Origin of the sequence: Novimethylophilus sp. (assembly GCF_036504375.1) — a bacterium.
GTDB lineage: Bacteria > Pseudomonadota > Gammaproteobacteria > Burkholderiales > Methylophilaceae > Novimethylophilus.
On the sequence record NZ_DASXVH010000099.1, the window covers coordinates 1 to 16826 of the forward strand.

The following is a 16826-nucleotide window of genomic DNA, read 5'->3' on the forward strand; positions in this document are numbered from 1 at the left end:
GCACCGCGGCCTTGCCCTTGATCTGGGCGGCCAGGTTGAAGTTCTCGTTGATGGTGTTATCGCCCATCACGGCGACAGCGGTGAAATTGGGGGCGGCTTTGCCGACGAGTACGGTCATGGGGAGTCTCCTTGAAGTGTGGAACAAAAATTTAACGATATATTATATAAATTTATATTAGTTTAATAATTTAAAATTTAAATTGATATGATTAATTTTTAATATCATCCGTCGCCTCGGATAAGCGGAGCCTTCTGCCTGAAATGGTAAACTTGGGATTGAGCAATGGATGGGCCGCGATGCCGCGCGGTTGAACTGAAACTGCGCCAATGGCTGATATAATCGCTTAAAATTCAAATCATGTTTTCCAACAAAACGCCTTCTGCCGTTCCCAATGCCCGCTCGCCGGTTCCGGAAAAAACCGCCGGTCTTTTGCGCGAGGCATGGTGGCTGGCGCTGGTTTCGATAGGCGTGTTTCTCGCCGCCATTCTCGCCACTTATCACCGCGACGATCCGAGCTGGTCGCACAGCGCGAGCGATGCCGCGGCTGTGCACAACCTCGGCGGCACGCTGGGCGCATGGCTGTCGGATATCCTGCTGTACCTGTTCGGCTTGTCCGCGTGGTGGTGGGTGGTGCTGGCTTTCATGGGCATCTGGTGGGCTTATCGCCGGCTGGAAAGTGTGGGCATGACCGACAGGCCCATCCTGTTCTACCATTTGTGCGGTTTCGCCGTGCTGTTGGTGGCTTCCAGCGCGCTTGAGGCCGGTCACTTGCGCAGTTTGCATGCGACCTTGCCGTTAGCCCCCGGCGGCATGCTGGGGACGGTGGTGGATGACGGGCTGATCAAGGTGCTGGGATTTGCCGGCAGTACGCTCGCGTTGCTGCTGGCATTTGCCGTCGGTTTCAGCTTGTTTACCGGCGTATCCTGGCTGACCATTACCGAGCAGCTGGGTGCGGCTTTGGAGTGGGCTTACGACTTTGTTCGCCGGGTATGGGCAGACCGGCAGGACAGGCGTGTCGGGCAAATGGCCGGGCAGCTGCGCGAGGAGTATGTCGAAATCGAACGCAAGCGCGTCGAAGACCATGCGCCGGTACATATCGAAACGCCGGTGCTGGAAATCCCCAAGAGCGACCGCGTCGAAAAAGAACGCCAGGCGCCGCTGTTCGAAACCCTGCCGGACTCGCCGTTGCCGCCGTTGCATCTGCTGGACGAGCCGCAGGGCGAAGTGGAAGTGCAGAGCCCGGAAACGCTGGAATTCACCTCGCGCCTGATCGAGCGCAAGCTAATGGATTTCAACATTGAGGTCAAGGTGACTTCCGCCTTGCCGGGCCCGGTAATCACCCGCTACGAATTCGAGCCGGCCGCAGGCGTCAAGGGCGCCCAGATCACCAATCTGGCCAAGGATCTGGCGCGGGCATTATCGGTGATCAGCGTGCGCGTCGTCGAAACCATCCCCGGCAAGAGCTGCATGGGCCTGGAAATCCCCAATCCCAAACGCCAGACGGTCAACCTGTCGGAAATCCTCGGCTCGCAGGCTTATGCCGACATGAGTTCGCCGCTGACCATGGCGCTGGGCAAGGACATCTCGGGCAAGCCGTCGGTGGCCGACTTGGCCAGGATGCCGCACGCGCTGGTGGCGGGCACCACCGGCTCCGGCAAGTCGGTGGCGATCAACGCGATGATCCTTTCTCTGCTGTACAAGGCCGATGCCTCGCGGGTGCGGCTGATCCTGGTCGACCCCAAGATGCTGGAACTGTCGGTGTACGAGGGCATTCCGCACCTCTTGGCGCCGGTGGTCACCGACATGCGCCAGGCCGCGAACGCGCTCAACTGGTGCGTGGCGGAAATGGAAAAGCGCTACCGGCTGATGTCCTCGCTCGGCGTGCGCAACCTGGCCGGCTTCAACCAGAAAATCCGGGAGGCGCAAAAAGACGGCCGTGCCATCACCAACCCGTTCTCGCTGACGCCGGATGAACCGGAACCTCTGGGCGAACTGCCGCTGATCGTCGTGGTGATCGATGAACTGGCCGACATGATGATGGTGGTCGGCAAGAAAGTGGAAGAACTGATCGCCCGCCTGGCGCAAAAGGCGCGGGCGTCCGGCATCCACCTGATACTCGCGACGCAGCGCCCGAGCGTGGACGTGATCACCGGCCTGATCAAGGCCAATATTCCGACGCGCATCGCGTTCCAGGTATCCAGCAAGATCGACTCGCGTACCATCCTCGACCACATGGGCGCCGAAGCCTTGCTGGGGCAGGGCGACATGCTCTACCAGCCGCCCGGTACCAGCTATCCGCAGCGGGTGCATGGCGCATTCGTCTCCGATGCCGAGGTGCATCGCGTGGTGGAATACCTCAAGGCGCTCGGCCAGCCCAACTATATCGAAGGCATACTCAACGGCGCCGAGGAAGGCGCGGACGGCGAATTGGCGGGCGATGGCAACGGCGGCGGCGAGACCGATCCGCTGTACGACGAGGCCGTGGCCATCGTGCTCAAATCCCGCCGCGCGTCGATTTCGTCGGTGCAGCGGCAGTTGCGCATAGGCTACAACCGCGCCGCCAGATTGATCGAGGACATGGAGCGTGCCGGCCTGGTTTCGCCCATGCAATCCAACGGCAACCGCGAAGTGCTGGTGCCGTCGGGAGAGTGATTTGCTGCCGCGCATCGAGCGACTGATCAAGATAAGAAAGGATGTCCGTTTTGGCTTTCCCCATGTTCCCCGTGGCTAAGAAGCTCTTGCCCTTGCTTGTCTTGCTGCCGGTTCTCGCCCATGCCGATCCGGTTGCCCGCCTCAAGTCCTTCTATCAGACGACGCCCGCGATGAAGGCGCAGTTCAAGCAGACCGTGCTCGACCGCAAGGGGCAGAAAGTGCAGGAGGTCACGGGAACGATGCAATTGCTGCGACCGGGGAAATTCCGCTGGGATTACCAGAAGCCCTATGTGCAGCTGATTATCGGCGACGGCAGGAAAATCTGGCTGTTCGACCCGGAATTGAGCCAGGTGACCGTGCGCCCGCTGGACAAGATGCTGGGTTCGAGCCCTGCGGCGCTGCTGGCCGGCAGCCAGGAAGTCGAGAAAGCCTTTGCACTGAAAGACGCCGGCCGGCAGGATGAACTGGAATGGGTGGAAGCCACGCCGAAAGAAAAAGACGGCAGCTTCGACCATGTGCTGCTGGGCTTCAAAGGCGAGCTGCTGTCCGAGATGGAACTGCACGACAGCTTCGGCCAGACGACGGTGATCGAGTTCGCCCGCGTCGAGCGCAATCCCAAACTGAATCCAAAAGCCTTCGAATTTACGCCTCCGGCCGGGGTGGACGTGGTCGGGGAATAGCCTTCCCGTCGCGGACGATTCACGCCAGCAGCGACGCACAATAAAGGGAACCATATGACAGTCCGCACTATTTCCACCACACCGTTCAGCGACCAGAAACCCGGTACTTCCGGCCTGCGCAAGAAGGTGTCGGTATTCCGGCAGCCGCGCTATCTGGAAAATTTCGTCCAGTCCATTTTCGACAGCATCGCCGCACCTGCGGGGGCGACGCTGGTGCTTGGCGGCGACGGGCGCTACTACAACCGCGAGGCGATTCAGGTTATTCTGAAAATGGCTGCGGCCAACGGCTTCGGTCGCGTGCTGGTGGGGCAGGGCGGCATCCTGTCAACGCCGGCGGCATCGTGCGTGATCCGCAAATACCGGACCTTCGGCGGCATCATCCTTTCCGCCAGCCACAACCCCGGCGGACCGGACGGTGATTTCGGCATCAAATACAACGTCACCAACGGCGGCCCCGCGCCGGAAAAAGTGACGGAAGCGATTTTCGTGCGCAGCAAGACGATCGCCGAATACCGCATCCTGGATGCGCCGGATGTTACGCTGGATGCGCCGGGCGAAACCAGGCTGGGCGAGATGGCGGTGCAGGTGATCGACCCGGTAAGCGACTATGCGGAATTGATGGAATCGCTGTTCGATTTCGCCGCGATCCGTACGCTGCTGGCCGGCGGCTTCCGCCTCAAGTTCGACGCGATGCACGCGGTGACCGGGCCTTATGCCAGGGAAATCATCGAGATGCGCCTGGGCGCACCCCTGGGCAGCGTGATGAACGCAGAACCGTTGCCCGATTTCGGCGGCGGCCATCCCGACCCCAACCTGACCTATGCGCACGACCTGGTCGAGATCGTCTATGGCCCGAATGCGCCGGATTTCGGCGCCGCCTCGGACGGCGACGGCGACCGCAACATGATTCTGGGCAAGGGTTTTTTCGTCACGCCTTCCGACAGCCTGGCGGTGATGGCGGCCAACGCCATAGCGGTGCCCGGATATAAAAACGGCCTGGTCGGCATCGCGCGCTCGATGCCGACCAGCGCGGCGGCAGACCGCGTGGCGCAGGCGCTGGGGATTCCCTGCTTTGAAACGCCCACCGGCTGGAAATTTTTCGGCAACCTGATGGATGCCGGCAAGGTAAGCTTGTGCGGCGAGGAGAGCTTCGGTACCGGCTCCGCTCATGTGCGGGAGAAAGACGGCTTGTGGGCGGTGCTGTTCTGGCTAAACATTGTGGCGGCGCGCCAACAATCGGTGGAACAGATCGTCCGCGAGCACTGGGCCAGATACGGGCGCAATGTCTATTCGCGCCACGACTACGAAGGTTTGCCGACCGACGCGGCAAACGGCGTGATGCGGCTGCTGCACGACAGCTTCGGCAGCCTGGTTGGCACGCACCTGGGCCGGCGCAAGGTGCTGTTCTGCGACGACTTCAGCTATACCGATCCGGTGGACGGCAGCTTAAGCCAGGGACAGGGCGTGCGCATCGGTTTCGTCGACGGTTCGCGCATCGTGTTCCGGCTTTCCGGCACCGGAACCGAGGGCGCGACCTTGCGCATCTACCTGGAAGCCTATGAACCGGATGTTTCCCGCCATCACCTCGATGCGCAGGGCGCCCTGGCCGATTTGATCGAGGTCGCGCTGCAAGTCTCTCAACTGAAAGAGCGCACTGGACGCAACCAACCCACAGTGATAACATGACCCGCTTATTACGGCAGCGGCGCGAAGACAAGACGCCGCACCAAAAACCCGCCTTGTTACAAACCCATCTTCTTAACTCATCTCGCGTAGAGGGAAGGAAAAACTATGAGCACTTTGCTTGAGCAATTAAAGACCATGACGAACATCGTCGCCGATACCGGCGACGTCGACGCGATCCGCCGCGCCCAGCCGGAAGAGGCGACCACCAACCCTTCCCTGCTGCTCAAGGCTTCCACCCTGCCGGAGTATGCCCCGCTGATCGAGGACGCCATCGACTGGGCCAAGGGCCAAAGCAGTTGCAAGAAGCAGCAGGTGGAAGATGCCGCCGACAAGCTGGCGGTATCCATCGGCATGGAAATCCTCAAGGTGATTCCCGGCCGGATTTCCACCGAGGTGGACGCACGCCTGTCTTTCGATACCCAGGCTTCCCTGAAAAAAGCGCGCAAGCTGATCGGCCTGTACAACGAAGCCGGCATCGGCAACGACCGCGTGCTGATCAAGCTGGCCTCCACCTGGGAGGGCATCCGCGCCGCGGAAATCCTCGAGCATGAAGGCATCCACTGCAACCTGACGCTGCTGTTCGGTTTCGCCCAGGCCCGTGCCTGCGCCGAGGCTGAAGTGACGCTGATTTCCCCGTTTGTCGGCCGTATCCTCGACTGGTTCAAGGCCAAGAACCCCGGCACCGAGTACACTGCGGAAACCGATCCGGGCGTGGTGTCTGTGCGTAGCATTTACCAGTACTACAAGGAACACGGCTACAAGACCACGGTGATGGGTGCCTCGTTCCGCAACATCGGCGAAATCATCGCGCTGGCCGGCGTGGACCGCCTGACTATCAGCCCGGTACTGCTGGAAGAACTGCAGGCCACCCAGGGCAATCTGCCGCGCGTGCTCAAGGACAATGGCGCCACCAAGAAGCGCCCTGCCTCGATTACCGAAGCCGAGTTCCGCCACCAGATGAACGAAGACCAGATGGCTACCGAAAAGCTGTCCGATGGCATCCGCGGCTTCGTCGTCGACCAGAACAAGCTGGAAAAAGCACTGGCGGAACTGCTGTAACTCTCTGCTGCTGAAAAATAAAACGCCATTCCGGTTGCAACCGGGGTGGCGTTTTTTATTGATGTGCGAGGGGTGGGGAGGCGTATAGTAGATATCGCATAACGGCGCGGCAGAGTTTTTTCGATTGCATCTTCAAGGAGATGAATGATGAAAATACTGCATGGTTTACCTTCCCGCTGGCTGATGCTGGCTTTCCTGATCGTGCTCCCGGTCACCTTGTGCCAGGCTGCGGACGGCATTACCGTCCTGTATGACGCTTTCGGCAAAACCTCCGATTTACGGAAAGACTGGGGTTTCTCGGCCCTGATCGAGTATCGGGGCAAGCGTATTTTGTTTGATACCGGCGATAACGCCGAAATCTTTGCGCATAACGTCAAAGTCAAGAATATCGATCTCGCCAGCCTCGATTCCGCAGTGATTTCGCATCGACACAGCGACCATATCAGCGGCATTCCCTACCTTTTGCAGGTCAATCCGAGGCTCAAGATTTATGCTCCGAAAGAAAATTTCGGTATCTTCGGTTCCTCTTTGCCTTCCGGTTTTTATCGGCGAAATGCATCACTGCCCGAAGAAAAGCGCTACTTCGATGGCCAGCCGCCTGACGTCATGCGCTTCGGCAAGGCATGGCCGGAAGCCAATTTTGAGCTGGTGGAGAAAACCACCGAGATTGCGCCCGGAATTTTCCTCATCGCGCTGGTTTCCAATAACCCCGGCACACTGGAGTTGCGCGAGTTGTCATTGGTGATAAAAACGGCCAAAGGGCTGGTGGTGGTCGTTGGCTGTTCGCATCCCGGTATCGAGAAAATCCTGGAAGCAGCCACAACGATAGACTCCCATATCCATCTCATCGTCGGCGGATTGCATCTTGTGACGACTTCGGATCAGGAAGTCCAGCGTATATCGCTTGCACTGAAAGACGCCTGGAAAGTCGAGCACATCGCTCCCGGACATTGCACCGGGGAGCCGGCTTTCGAGATGTTGTCCGGGGATTTTGGCGACCGGTATATTTATGCCGGTTTGGGGACGACGATTCCTTTGGACAACGCTGCTTCAGCGTCCGGAAAAATGCCTGAGTTTACGCAGGAAGACAGGATGGTGTATCGAACATATGTCGCTGCGGAAATCGGTGAAACAGGCAGGTAGTTTTCAGAACGGAAGGGCAGCCCCAGGTGCCGCCGCCAGGATGACCTGCCGGAATTGCTCCTGAATACGCTTGAGCGCAGCTTCGTTATCCGCCTCGAAGCGCAGCACCACCACCGGCGTGGTGTTGGAAGGCCGCATCAGGCCGAAGCCGTCGGCATATTCAACGCGCAGGCCGTCGATGGTGATGATGTTCTGGGCATTCGCAAATCGGGCCTCTCTTTGCAGCTGAGCGATCAGCGCATGCGGTTCGCCTTCTTTCATCTGAATATGCTGTTCCGGGGTGCTGACGCTGTCCGGCAGGGCATGCAGCACTGCCGAAGGGTCGTCGGACCTGCTGAGGATTTCCAGCAGGCGACAGCCGGCGTAGAGGCCGTCGTCGAAGCCGTACCAGCGCTCCTTGAAAAACACGTGACCGCTCATTTCGCCCGCCAGCGCGGCCCCGGTCTCTTTCATTTTGGCCTTGACCAGGGAATGCCCGGTTTTCCATAGCAGCGGCCGGCCGCCATGTTGTGTGATCCATGCGTGCAGATTACGCGTGGATTTGACGTCGTAAATGATGGTGGCGTCCGGCTCGCGCGACAGCACGTCGGCGGCGAACAGCATCAGCTGCCGGTCGGGGTAGACGATGGTGCCGTCCTTGGTCACCACTCCCAGGCGATCGCCATCGCCGTCGAAAGCCAGCCCGATTTCGGCATCGCCGGCTTTGAGGGCGCGGATCAGGTCGGCCAGGTTTTCCGGCACCGAAGGATCAGGGTGATGGTTGGGAAAGTTGCCGTCCACATCGCAATATAGCTCTTCCACCTCGCAGCCCAGCGTGCGGAACAGTTTGCCGGCAAAAGCGCCGGCAACGCCGTTGCCGCAATCCACCGCGATGCGCATCGGCCGCGCCAGCTTGAGGTCGCCGGTAATGCGCGCGACATATTCGGGCGCGATATCGTGCTTGCCGTAACTGCCGGTGCCTTCGAACAATTCGCCCTGTTCGATGCGCTTTCTCAGGCCCTGGATGGCTTCGCCGGACAATGTCTCGCCGCCGAGCACCATTTTCAGGCCGTTGTAGTCCGGCGGGTTATGGCTGCCGGTGACCATCACGCCGCAATTGGTGCCAAGATGGCAGGCGGCGAAATACACCATGGGCGTGGCGACCAGTCCCAGATCGATCACATGGACGCCAGCCTTGCGTATGCCTTGCGCCAGCGCCGCCGCCAATTGCGGGCTGGACAGCCGGCCGTCGTAACCGATGCAGATCTGTGTCTGGCGCCTGGCCGTGGCTTCCGAGCCGATTGCCTGGCCGATCGCCTCGACGATTTGCGGCGTGAGCGTCGTACCGACGATGCCGCGAATGTCGTAAGCCTTGAAGATTTCCTGGGGAAGATTCATGGATGGTTTATTTATTTAATTAACTCGGTTCAAATAGCCGATGCAGCATCTCATTGGCCCAGGTAATAGATTCCTGCTGCTTCTCCATCAGCGTAGGAATGGGAATTCCCAGCATTTCCGCCATGTCTGCGACGCTGTCGAAATCCCCGTTTTCCAGCTGGTTGCAGATATTCAGCATCACGCCGATCTTGCCTTCGCGTTCGAGCAAAGCATGGCTCACTTCATCCACCAGATTGAGGCTGTTGACGATGTCTCCGATCGGCATGCCCAGCGCGCTGTCTGCCAGTGAAAGCATGCCGGCGACATAGGCACGTTCGGGCATGATGTTGACGGATTCAGCCATCGACTCCATCAATCTGCCGCGATGCACCGCCAGTTCAAGTATCGGCGTACAACCCCGGTCGTTCTGTTGGGTAAACAACAGAACCTGCAGCCATCTGCCCAACTGACGCATGCCGAGTATATGGATCGCTTGTCGGATAGAGCCTATTTTATTTGAAGAATAGAAGGCCGGGGAATTAATCAGGCGCAGCAAGCTGTAGGTCAGCCCGGGATTGCCCTTGAACGATGCCTCGATCTCGCCGAAATCCGCGTCGTTGTTCACTTTGGCCAGCAGGTTGAGCACCGCCAACCTGGTGGGGTCGGTCATGCGGCCATCGATGATGGCGGGGTGGGCAAAATAATATCCCTGGAACAGGTCGAATCCGGCCCGGCTACAGGCATGGTAGATTTCGCGCGTTTCCACCTTCTCGGCCAGCAGCCTGCAAGGCCATTGCCGCAGATAGTTGACCAGTTGGGGCAGGCTGCCGATATCGGTCTGCAAGATATCAACCTTGATGATATCCACCAACTCGAACAATGGGCACGGTTCTGCGTGAAAGACATAATCATCCAGCGCGAACTCATAGCCTATTTCCTTGAGATGGCGCACGCGAGCAATGATCTCATCGGTGATTTCGATATGCTCGAGAAGCTCCAGCGTCACCTTGTCTTTGGGTAACAGGGTGATGGTATCGCTCAGCAGCAACTCCTCGGCGACATTGATGAACAGCTTGCGGTTGCCCATCAGTTCGATCATGCCGATATGGTTGAAGGCGCTGATGATGACATTGGCGGTGGCGGCAGTGTGATCGAAAGCATTTTTCGCTTCGGGCTGCGCGTCGCGATACAGCAATTCCATCGCGACAATGACGCCGTCCGGCCCAAGAATGGGCTGATGGGCAAAACAATAATCCTTGAGTTGTGCAACAGGCATGCGGGGCCACTTTCTTGTTATGGTTGTGAGCAGGGAACCGGAGGCAGGCAGATCACAGGAGTATCATGGCTTTCGGCAGCTCCGCTATCGTATAGTGAGACACTACTTAGACCGGAAACTTTGTGCCCTCGCCTTTCGGCCGAGTTAACCCTTTCGTTGCGGTTATTTTGGGTATTTGCGGGGTGCTGTCAACTGATTTTTAGGGTTCTGCGTGAAATTTTATCCTGCTTGTTATAAATCAAGATATAAGGGTGCATGTGCCGGAGTATAATTGGCGTATGGAATTCTCTACCGAACTGCTGCACAAATACTGCAAGGCCGGACCGCGTTACACCTCCTATCCCACCGCGCCTTATTTCCATGAGGGCTTCGGGCCGGCACAGTGGGAACAGGAGCTGCGCGAGAGCCAGGACAAGGGCCGCGATATCTCGCTTTATGCCCACATCCCGTTCTGCGATACGCTGTGCTACTACTGCGGTTGCAACATGATCGCCACCAAGGACTACAGCAAGGCCGAGTCCTACCTGCAAGACCTGTTCCGTGAAATCGACCATGTCGCCGCGCTGATCAATCCGCAACGCAAGGTCAGGCAGCTGCATTGGGGCGGCGGTACGCCAACCTATCTCAAACCGGACGATTTGCGCCGCTTATACGACTACCTCGCAGGTAAATTCCATATTGCGCATGACGCCGAAATCGGCTGCGAAATGGACCCGCGCGAGCTGACGCGCGACCATATCCAGGCCCTGCGTCAAAGCGGTTTCAACCGGCTAAGCCTGGGCGTGCAGGATCTGGACGACCGGGTACAGCACGCAGTCAATCGCGTGCAGCCGGAAGCCCTGATCCGTGAAGTGTACGGCTGGATACGCGATGCCGGTTTTCACAGTGTCAATTTCGATCTCATGGTCGGCCTGCCGCACCAGACCGTCGCCAGCTTCGAGCCGACGCTGGATAAAGTCATCGCGATGGCGCCGGATCGTTTTGCGGTGTTCAACTACGCTCACGTGCCGTGGATGAAAAAGCACCAGAAACTCATTCAGGAAGAAACCCTGCCGCAGCTGGAACAGCGTCTCGCGCTGCAAAAGCTCACGCTGGAAAAACTCACCGCTGCCGGCTATGTCTATATCGGCATGGACCACTTCGCCCGCCCCGATGACGAACTGGTCAAGGCGCAGCGCGAGAAAACCCTGTACCGCAACTTCCAGGGTTATACCACGCACAAGGATTGCGATATTCTGGCTTTCGGCGCGTCGGCAATCTCTCAAACCGACGATGTCTATGCGCAGAACGTCAAGGTGCTGTCCGATTACCGCCGGATGACCAGCGCCGGCAAGTTGCCGATCGACCGTGGCCTGCGCATAACCCGGGAAGACAAACTGCGCCGCGACGCCATCACCCGCATCATGTGCGACCTGGAGCTGGACAAGGCGAACTTCGGCAAGTCATGGCATATCGATTTCGACGGCTACTTTGGTCCCGCATTGGAAGAACTGAAGGAAATGCAGGCGGACGGGCTGGTGGCGCTGGAAGCAGACAAGGTGCGTGTTACCGAAACCGGGCGCGTATTTCTGCGCAACATCGCGATGGCGTTCGACAGCTATCTGCATCAACAGGCGGCGGACAAACCGAGGTATTCCAAGACGGTTTGACGAAACCGTAATCCGCACAAACAAAAGGGCACGCCGAGATCGACTCGGCGTGCCCTTTTTGTTTGCTAAATGATTTACTTCACTGCGGTCTTGCTATTGTCGACGATCTTGGCTTTGGCGCGCAGATCGGCTACCAGTTTCTCCAGCTGCTGCTTCTGCAGGCTGTTGCGCAGTTCGTCCTTCACCTTGTCGAAAGCAGGCGGCTGGGCGTCACGTGCGTCTTCCAGCTTGATTACATGCCAGCCAAACTGGGTTTGCACCGGGGTGGTGGTGTATGAGCCTTTTTGCAGCTTGGAAACGGCGTCGCTGAAAGGCTTGACCATCGCGGCGGGCGGGAACCAGCCCAGATCGCCGCCTTTTTCCTTGGAGCCGGGGTCCAGCGATTTCTCCTTGGCGATCTTGGCGAAATCGCCGCCTTTGGCGAGTTGGGCGATGACGTCCTTGGCTTCCTGCTCGGTCTTCACCAGAATGTGGCTGGCCTTGAATTCCTTATCGCCCATCGCGGCCTTGTACTTGTCGTACTCGGACTTGAGCGTGGCGTCGCTGATCGGGTTTTTCTTGATGTAGTCCTGCAGGTAGCTGTTGACCAGCAGCTCGCGCCGCATCAACTCTTCCTTGGCGAGGAAGTCGGACTGCTTGTCGAGGCCGGATTTCTGCGCTTCCTGTGCGACCAGTTCGCTGCTGATCAGCTTGTTGAGGATGATGGCGCGGATGTTGTCGTCCACTTTTTGGCCGCGCGCGGTGGCATCCTTGACGATGTAGTCCACCAGCGACTGTTTGATCGGCTTGCCGTTGACGCTGGCCGGGTCGGCGGCTTGTGCCGTGATGGCGGCACCCGTCAACAGCAGGGCACCGATAATTTGAGTATTCAGACGCATGGATTTTTCCTTGGGTTTTGAAATTAGGAGCGTTCGCCCGGAGCGAATGCGCTTATGCTTAAAGCATGAATCCTTGATGGGATGAGGTCGCCTACGGCTTGATATATTAAACGATGGCGAATTATGGTTGATTTTCCAGCGAAATGCGAGCTTTCGATGGTGACGGAATAATGTCCGCCGCCGCTACTGCCGGCATGGTCCGCATGCAGCGCGCTATCGTCGCGGATTTCCAGTTGCGTAGGCTCCAACGCCGCCAGCCTCTGCTGCAGGAGTTCCAGGCTCATGGCAACGTCTTACGGAATGGCTGGACGGTGACCTGCCCGAATACGCCGTCGGTGGCATAGGGGTCGGCCGCGGCCCAGGCTTGTGCTTCATCCAGTGAGGCAAATTCGGCCACGATCAGGCTGCCGGAAAAACCTGCCGGCCCCGGATCTGCGCTGTCGATCGCGGGGAAGGGCCCAGCCAGCAATAAACGTCCTTCCTCCTGCAATCGGTGCAATCGCGCCAGATGCCCGGCGCGTACCGCGAGACGGCGCTCCAGGCTGTTCGGCACGTCCTCGCCGATGATGGCGTAGAGCATTTTAGAGCCTCTTTCAGTAGATTTCATTCCACGCGCCAGTTGTCTGCGGGATGCAGTGCAAGGCATGGGCTGCGTAGTGTAGCATTCTCCACAAGCAGACCATAACGCAGCAATGCGCCCGCAAACAAACGGCAGCTTTAATCCGCCTTGAAGGGGTTGAGTCTGGGCTGCCCAGGCTCAACGCGGGGGATGAAATCTACTGAAAGAGGCTCTTACACCTCTTCATCTTTGACATATTTCGACAGCAGCAGGCTTTGCAGGATGACGAATACCAGCATCAGACCGGTGGCGCCGAACAGTTTGAAATTCACCCAGACATTAGTCGGGTAGTGAAATGCGACATACAGATTCACTACGCCCAGCAAGGTGAAAAACACGGCCCAAGCGTGATTCAGCTTGCGCCAGATGGAATCAGGCATCTGGATTTGCTGCTGCATCATGCTGCGGATCAGGTTCTTGTGCCAGAACAGCTCTGCGGCAAAGAGCACCAGTGCGAACATCCAGTACAGCACGGTCGGTTTCCATTTGATGAAGGTTTCGTCGTGCAGCAGCAATGTGGCGCCGCCGAATATCACGACGATGGCACCGCTTGCCAGCAGCATGCCGTCCACCTTGCCATGGCGCCATTTGACCCAGCCGATCTGGGCCAGCGTCGCAACCATGGCCGCCGCCGTGGCAGCGAATATCCCGGCCAATTTGAACATGGCAAAAAACAGGATGACTGGGAAAAGGTCGAATAAGAATTTCATGCGGAAGCTTTATGCGATGTTTGTGCGGCCGGCAAACCGCTACGAACAGAAGAATTCGATAGGAAATACAATGCGGAAGGATTGCGCTGATTCTACCTTAACCACCGGCGCGAGTCATGAATATAGCCAGCATAATTATATCGGCATGGTTAGGAAAGTGACGAAACACTGTCCGGGGAAGCTGTTTCATTGCGAAGCTGCGGTTTTTTTCCGTGCTTGGGCTTGTCGGTGCCGCCGGTATCGTTTTTATGGCCGCGTTTTTTGTCTACCGGCAGCAGCGCTTCATTTTCTTTGGCCTTGTTCGCTTTTTGTTCCGCCGTTTCGCGTTTTTTTTCATAGACGGCCTTCATTTCGTCTATGGTGATAATACCGTCGTGATTGGTGTCGATCTCGTCGAAATGCCGCGCCAGGCCAGGCATGTTTTCCTCGGCTTCGGTGCGCGAAAGACTGTTGTCGTGGTCGGTATCGGCACGCTGCAGGCGCTCCTGCATTTTTTGACGCATGATTTGACGGCGCGATTCGATCTGCTCATGGTCGGGATAGACGGTACCGGAATGGTTCTGCAAGTCGTCGTTGAAGCGCCGGCGCTCTTCCGGGCTCATACGCTGCAATCCCGAGCCGTTCTGTTTCATGTCGCTGGCGCCTGCCTGTTGCTGGTTCCCCTGCTCGCTGGCGTGGAGCAGGCCGGTTAGCGCTAAAAGAATGGTAGCGCCGACAGTGAGAATGACGTTGTTCATACGCTAATTATAGTAATTAATTCATATGATGGTGTGGCGGGTGGCTACGGTCGCTCGAAACCACCCGTACACCGGCTTCGCACAAGCACTTGCATTACTCCGCAATGCACTTATGTTCAGAGGTGTCTGGGCTGAACTTTTTCAAGTTTCTGACCAGACGCTTGCGTCCGGCAATGGTGAGTTTTGTGCGTCATCATTACCTTTCAACAATCACTCAATCACTATGAAGCCCCCTTGTGGGGTTTGCCTTGTGGAGTCAAGACAAAAATAAATTATCATCCGGTTGTTAACAGGTTGTTTCCTGCCATGGATGAAATTGTAAAAATTTGTAACAGCCGCGTTTGACTAAATGCCATGCGCGCGTTGCAAGGTTAGAATCCGGATTATGGGCAAAAAAATATTGGTGGTGGACGACGACTTGCGCTTGCGGGAGCTGCTGGTGCGCTATCTGAGCGAGCAAGGCTACGAGGTGCAGGCTGCGGGCGATGGGGTTTCGATGGATAAGTTGCTGGCCCGCGAGGCTTTCGACCTGATCGTGCTCGACCTGATGATGCCCGGGGAAGATGGCCTCGCCATTTGCCGGCGCTTGCGCGGAACCGGGGTGGAGGTGCCCATCATCATGCTTACCGCCAAGGGCGACGAAGTGGACCGCATCGTGGGCCTGGAAATGGGCGCCGACGACTATCTGCCCAAGCCGTTCAATCCGCGCGAGTTGCTGGCGCGCATCAATGCCGTGCTGCGCCGCCGCGCTCCTGTCGCTGCGGATTCGGCCGGGGATATGATCCGGTTCGGAGACTTCCGGCTGGACATTATCGGCCGCCGCCTGATACGCGGGGATGAAACCATTCAGTTGACGAGTGGTGAATTTACCTTGCTGCACGTATTGGCGACCCATCCCCGCCAGCCGCTGTCGCGCGATAAATTGATGGAGTTGGCTCGGGGGCGGGAAATGGAGGTCTACGACCGCAGCATCGACGTGCAGATTTCCCGGTTACGCAAACTGATAGAAACCGAACCGGGAAGCCCGCGTCACATCCAGACGGTATGGGGATTCGGCTACGTATTCGTGCCTGAAGATCAATGAGATTGATTCCCCGGACGCTGCAGGCGCGCATCGTGCTGCTGATACTGCTGTTGCTGACGGTGGGGCAATACGTGGCGTTGCGGCTGTTCGATCACTTCGAGCTGGAACCCAGAGCTGCGGCTGGCGCATTGCAGATAGTCAGCACGGTGAAACTAACGCGCCTCGCGGTATTGGCGGCGCAGGACGACCGTCGCCTCGATTTGCTGCAGGAACTGAACCAGAGCGAGGGCATCCGCATCTATTCTTTCGATCCGCTGGAAGATATCGATCCCTTGCCCAACGACCCCTTGATCCAGCGTATCGCTGAAAAAGTACGCGAGCAGCTGGGCGAAAAAACCATAATCGCGGTGAATCACCTGGATCTGCCTGGCCTGTGGGTGAGTTTCGATATCGGCATAGACGACTACTGGCTGGTGATTCCCAGCATCAAAACCAAGCGTCCGATTCCCTGGCAGTGGATGGGATGGGGTGCGGCGGTGGTGGTGCTTTCGCTGTTCGGCGCGTGGTTCATCATGGGCCGCATCAACCGGCCCCTGAAACAGCTGACACGCGCCGCGGATGCCATCGGCCACGGCGAAAAAATCGGTAAACTGCCGGAAGCCGGCGCCGAAGAATTCACCCGCGTAACCCACGCTTTCAACGAAATGAACGAAGCCCTGGCGCGCGCCGAAGCCGATCGCAATCTGCTGTTGGGTGGTGTTTCGCATGATTTGCGCACGCCGCTGGCGCGGCTGCGGCTATCGGTCGAAATGTTGCAGGACAAAGTCGACCTGAAGCCCGGCATGGCCCAGGACATCGACGACATGGATGCCATCATCGGCCAGTTTCTGGATTTCGTACGCGGCGCGGAAGGCGAGGCTGAAAGTGCCGGCGATCTGAACGAATTGATCGGCAGCATTGTTGAACGCTACGAACGGCAAGCTCGCCGGCCTGACCTCGATCTTGGCCAGCTGCCGCGGTTCGGATTCCGTCCGCTGGCGATGCGGCGGCTGCTGTCCAACCTGGTAGACAATGCGTTTCACTACGGCGGCGATTCCGTCACGATACGAACCTCGGTCCAGAACGGAAAAGTGACAATGAGCGTTCTCGATCGCGGTCCCGGTTTGCCGGAGGCGGAAACCGAACGCTTGCTGCGGCCGTTCGAGCGGCTGGATACGGCGCGCGGCAGGGATGGCGGCTCGGGGCTGGGGCTGGCGATCGCGGCGCGCATTGCCAGACTGCACGGCGGCGAGCTCAGGCTGCGCAATCGCGAAGGTGGAGGGCTGGAGGCAATCGTGGAGTTGCCGGTATGAATCT

The 16826-nt window shown here is 58.2% G+C and carries 15 protein-coding genes and 1 riboswitch; of the genes, 8 read left to right on the forward strand and 7 right to left on the reverse strand.

Annotated features, from left to right (window positions below; translation table 11 throughout):
• Window positions 1-358: 358 nt before the first annotated feature.
• From VGK14_RS13850 to VGK14_RS13870, 5 genes are all read left to right on the forward strand, one after another.
• Window positions 359-2653 carry a DNA translocase FtsK gene (locus tag VGK14_RS13850; RefSeq protein WP_331509683.1) on the forward strand — a complete coding sequence of 765 codons (2295 nt, stop codon included), beginning with the start codon at window positions 359-361 and terminating at the stop codon, window positions 2651-2653.
• 62 nt (window positions 2654-2715) lie between these two features.
• A complete protein-coding gene (gene lolA / locus VGK14_RS13855) occupies window positions 2716-3333 on the forward strand; it encodes an outer membrane lipoprotein chaperone LolA (RefSeq protein WP_331509684.1) in 618 nt (205 codons plus the stop codon).
• A gap of 54 nt (window positions 3334-3387) precedes the next feature.
• Window positions 3388-5019: an alpha-D-glucose phosphate-specific phosphoglucomutase gene (locus VGK14_RS13860; protein ID WP_331509685.1), complete on the forward strand. Its 1632-nt coding sequence runs from the start codon at window positions 3388-3390 to the stop codon at window positions 5017-5019.
• Window positions 5020-5124: 105 nt separating this feature from the next.
• Window positions 5125-6078, forward strand: coding sequence for a transaldolase (tal, locus tag VGK14_RS13865; protein WP_331509686.1), 954 nt, complete (start codon window positions 5125-5127; stop codon window positions 6076-6078).
• 144 nt (window positions 6079-6222) lie between these two features.
• Entirely contained in the window at window positions 6223-7221 is a 999-nt protein-coding gene (locus VGK14_RS13870; protein ID WP_331509687.1) for an MBL fold metallo-hydrolase, read from the forward strand.
• A gap of 3 nt (window positions 7222-7224) precedes the next feature.
• On the opposite strand, the gene VGK14_RS13875 is transcribed toward VGK14_RS13870, so the two are convergent.
• Both VGK14_RS13875 and VGK14_RS13880 read right to left on the reverse strand, forming a co-directional pair.
• Window positions 7225-8598: a phosphomannomutase/phosphoglucomutase gene (locus VGK14_RS13875; protein WP_331509688.1), complete on the reverse strand. Its 1374-nt coding sequence runs from the start codon at window positions 8596-8598 to the stop codon at window positions 7225-7227.
• Window positions 8599-8617: 19 nt separating this feature from the next.
• A complete protein-coding gene (locus tag VGK14_RS13880; protein ID WP_331509689.1) occupies window positions 8618-9853 on the reverse strand; it encodes an EAL and HDOD domain-containing protein in 1236 nt (411 codons plus the stop codon).
• A 71-nt stretch (window positions 9854-9924) separates the two neighbouring features.
• Window positions 9925-10013: riboswitch (cyclic di-GMP riboswitch) on the reverse strand.
• A 118-nt stretch (window positions 10014-10131) separates the two neighbouring features.
• Between VGK14_RS13880 and hemN the strand changes: the two genes are divergently transcribed.
• Window positions 10132-11502 (forward strand): oxygen-independent coproporphyrinogen III oxidase, encoded by a 1371-nt coding sequence (hemN, locus tag VGK14_RS13885; protein ID WP_331509690.1) that lies wholly within the window; start codon window positions 10132-10134, stop codon window positions 11500-11502.
• A 74-nt stretch (window positions 11503-11576) separates the two neighbouring features.
• On the opposite strand, the gene VGK14_RS13890 is transcribed toward hemN, so the two are convergent.
• From VGK14_RS13890 to VGK14_RS13910, 5 genes are all read right to left on the reverse strand, one after another.
• The gene (locus tag VGK14_RS13890) at window positions 11577-12380 is read right to left on the reverse strand and encodes a peptidylprolyl isomerase (RefSeq protein ID WP_331509691.1); all 804 of its coding nucleotides are present in this window, start codon (window positions 12378-12380) and stop codon (window positions 11577-11579) included.
• 23 nt (window positions 12381-12403) lie between these two features.
• Window positions 12404-12664 (reverse strand): BolA family protein, encoded by a 261-nt coding sequence (locus VGK14_RS13895; RefSeq protein ID WP_331509692.1) that lies wholly within the window; start codon window positions 12662-12664, stop codon window positions 12404-12406.
• Entirely contained in the window at window positions 12661-12960 is a 300-nt protein-coding gene (locus VGK14_RS13900; RefSeq protein WP_331509709.1) for a YciI family protein, read from the reverse strand. Before VGK14_RS13900 ends, VGK14_RS13895 begins: the two co-directional genes overlap by 4 nt.
• 212 nt (window positions 12961-13172) lie before the next feature.
• A complete protein-coding gene (locus VGK14_RS13905) occupies window positions 13173-13709 on the reverse strand; it encodes a septation protein A (RefSeq protein ID WP_331509693.1) in 537 nt (178 codons plus the stop codon).
• A gap of 149 nt (window positions 13710-13858) precedes the next feature.
• The gene (locus tag VGK14_RS13910) at window positions 13859-14446 is read right to left on the reverse strand and encodes an EF-hand domain-containing protein (protein WP_331509694.1); all 588 of its coding nucleotides are present in this window, start codon (window positions 14444-14446) and stop codon (window positions 13859-13861) included.
• 385 nt (window positions 14447-14831) lie between these two features.
• On the opposite strand from VGK14_RS13910, the gene ompR reads away from it, so the two are divergent.
• Together ompR and VGK14_RS13920 are read left to right on the forward strand one after the other, a co-directional pair.
• A complete protein-coding gene (gene ompR, locus VGK14_RS13915; protein WP_331509695.1) occupies window positions 14832-15530 on the forward strand; it encodes a two-component system response regulator OmpR in 699 nt (232 codons plus the stop codon).
• On the forward strand, window positions 15527-16822 hold the full coding sequence (locus VGK14_RS13920) for an ATP-binding protein (protein ID WP_331509696.1): 1296 nt from the start codon (window positions 15527-15529) through the stop codon (window positions 16820-16822). Before ompR ends, VGK14_RS13920 begins: the two co-directional genes overlap by 4 nt.
• The last annotated feature ends 4 nt before the right edge of the window (window positions 16823-16826 follow it).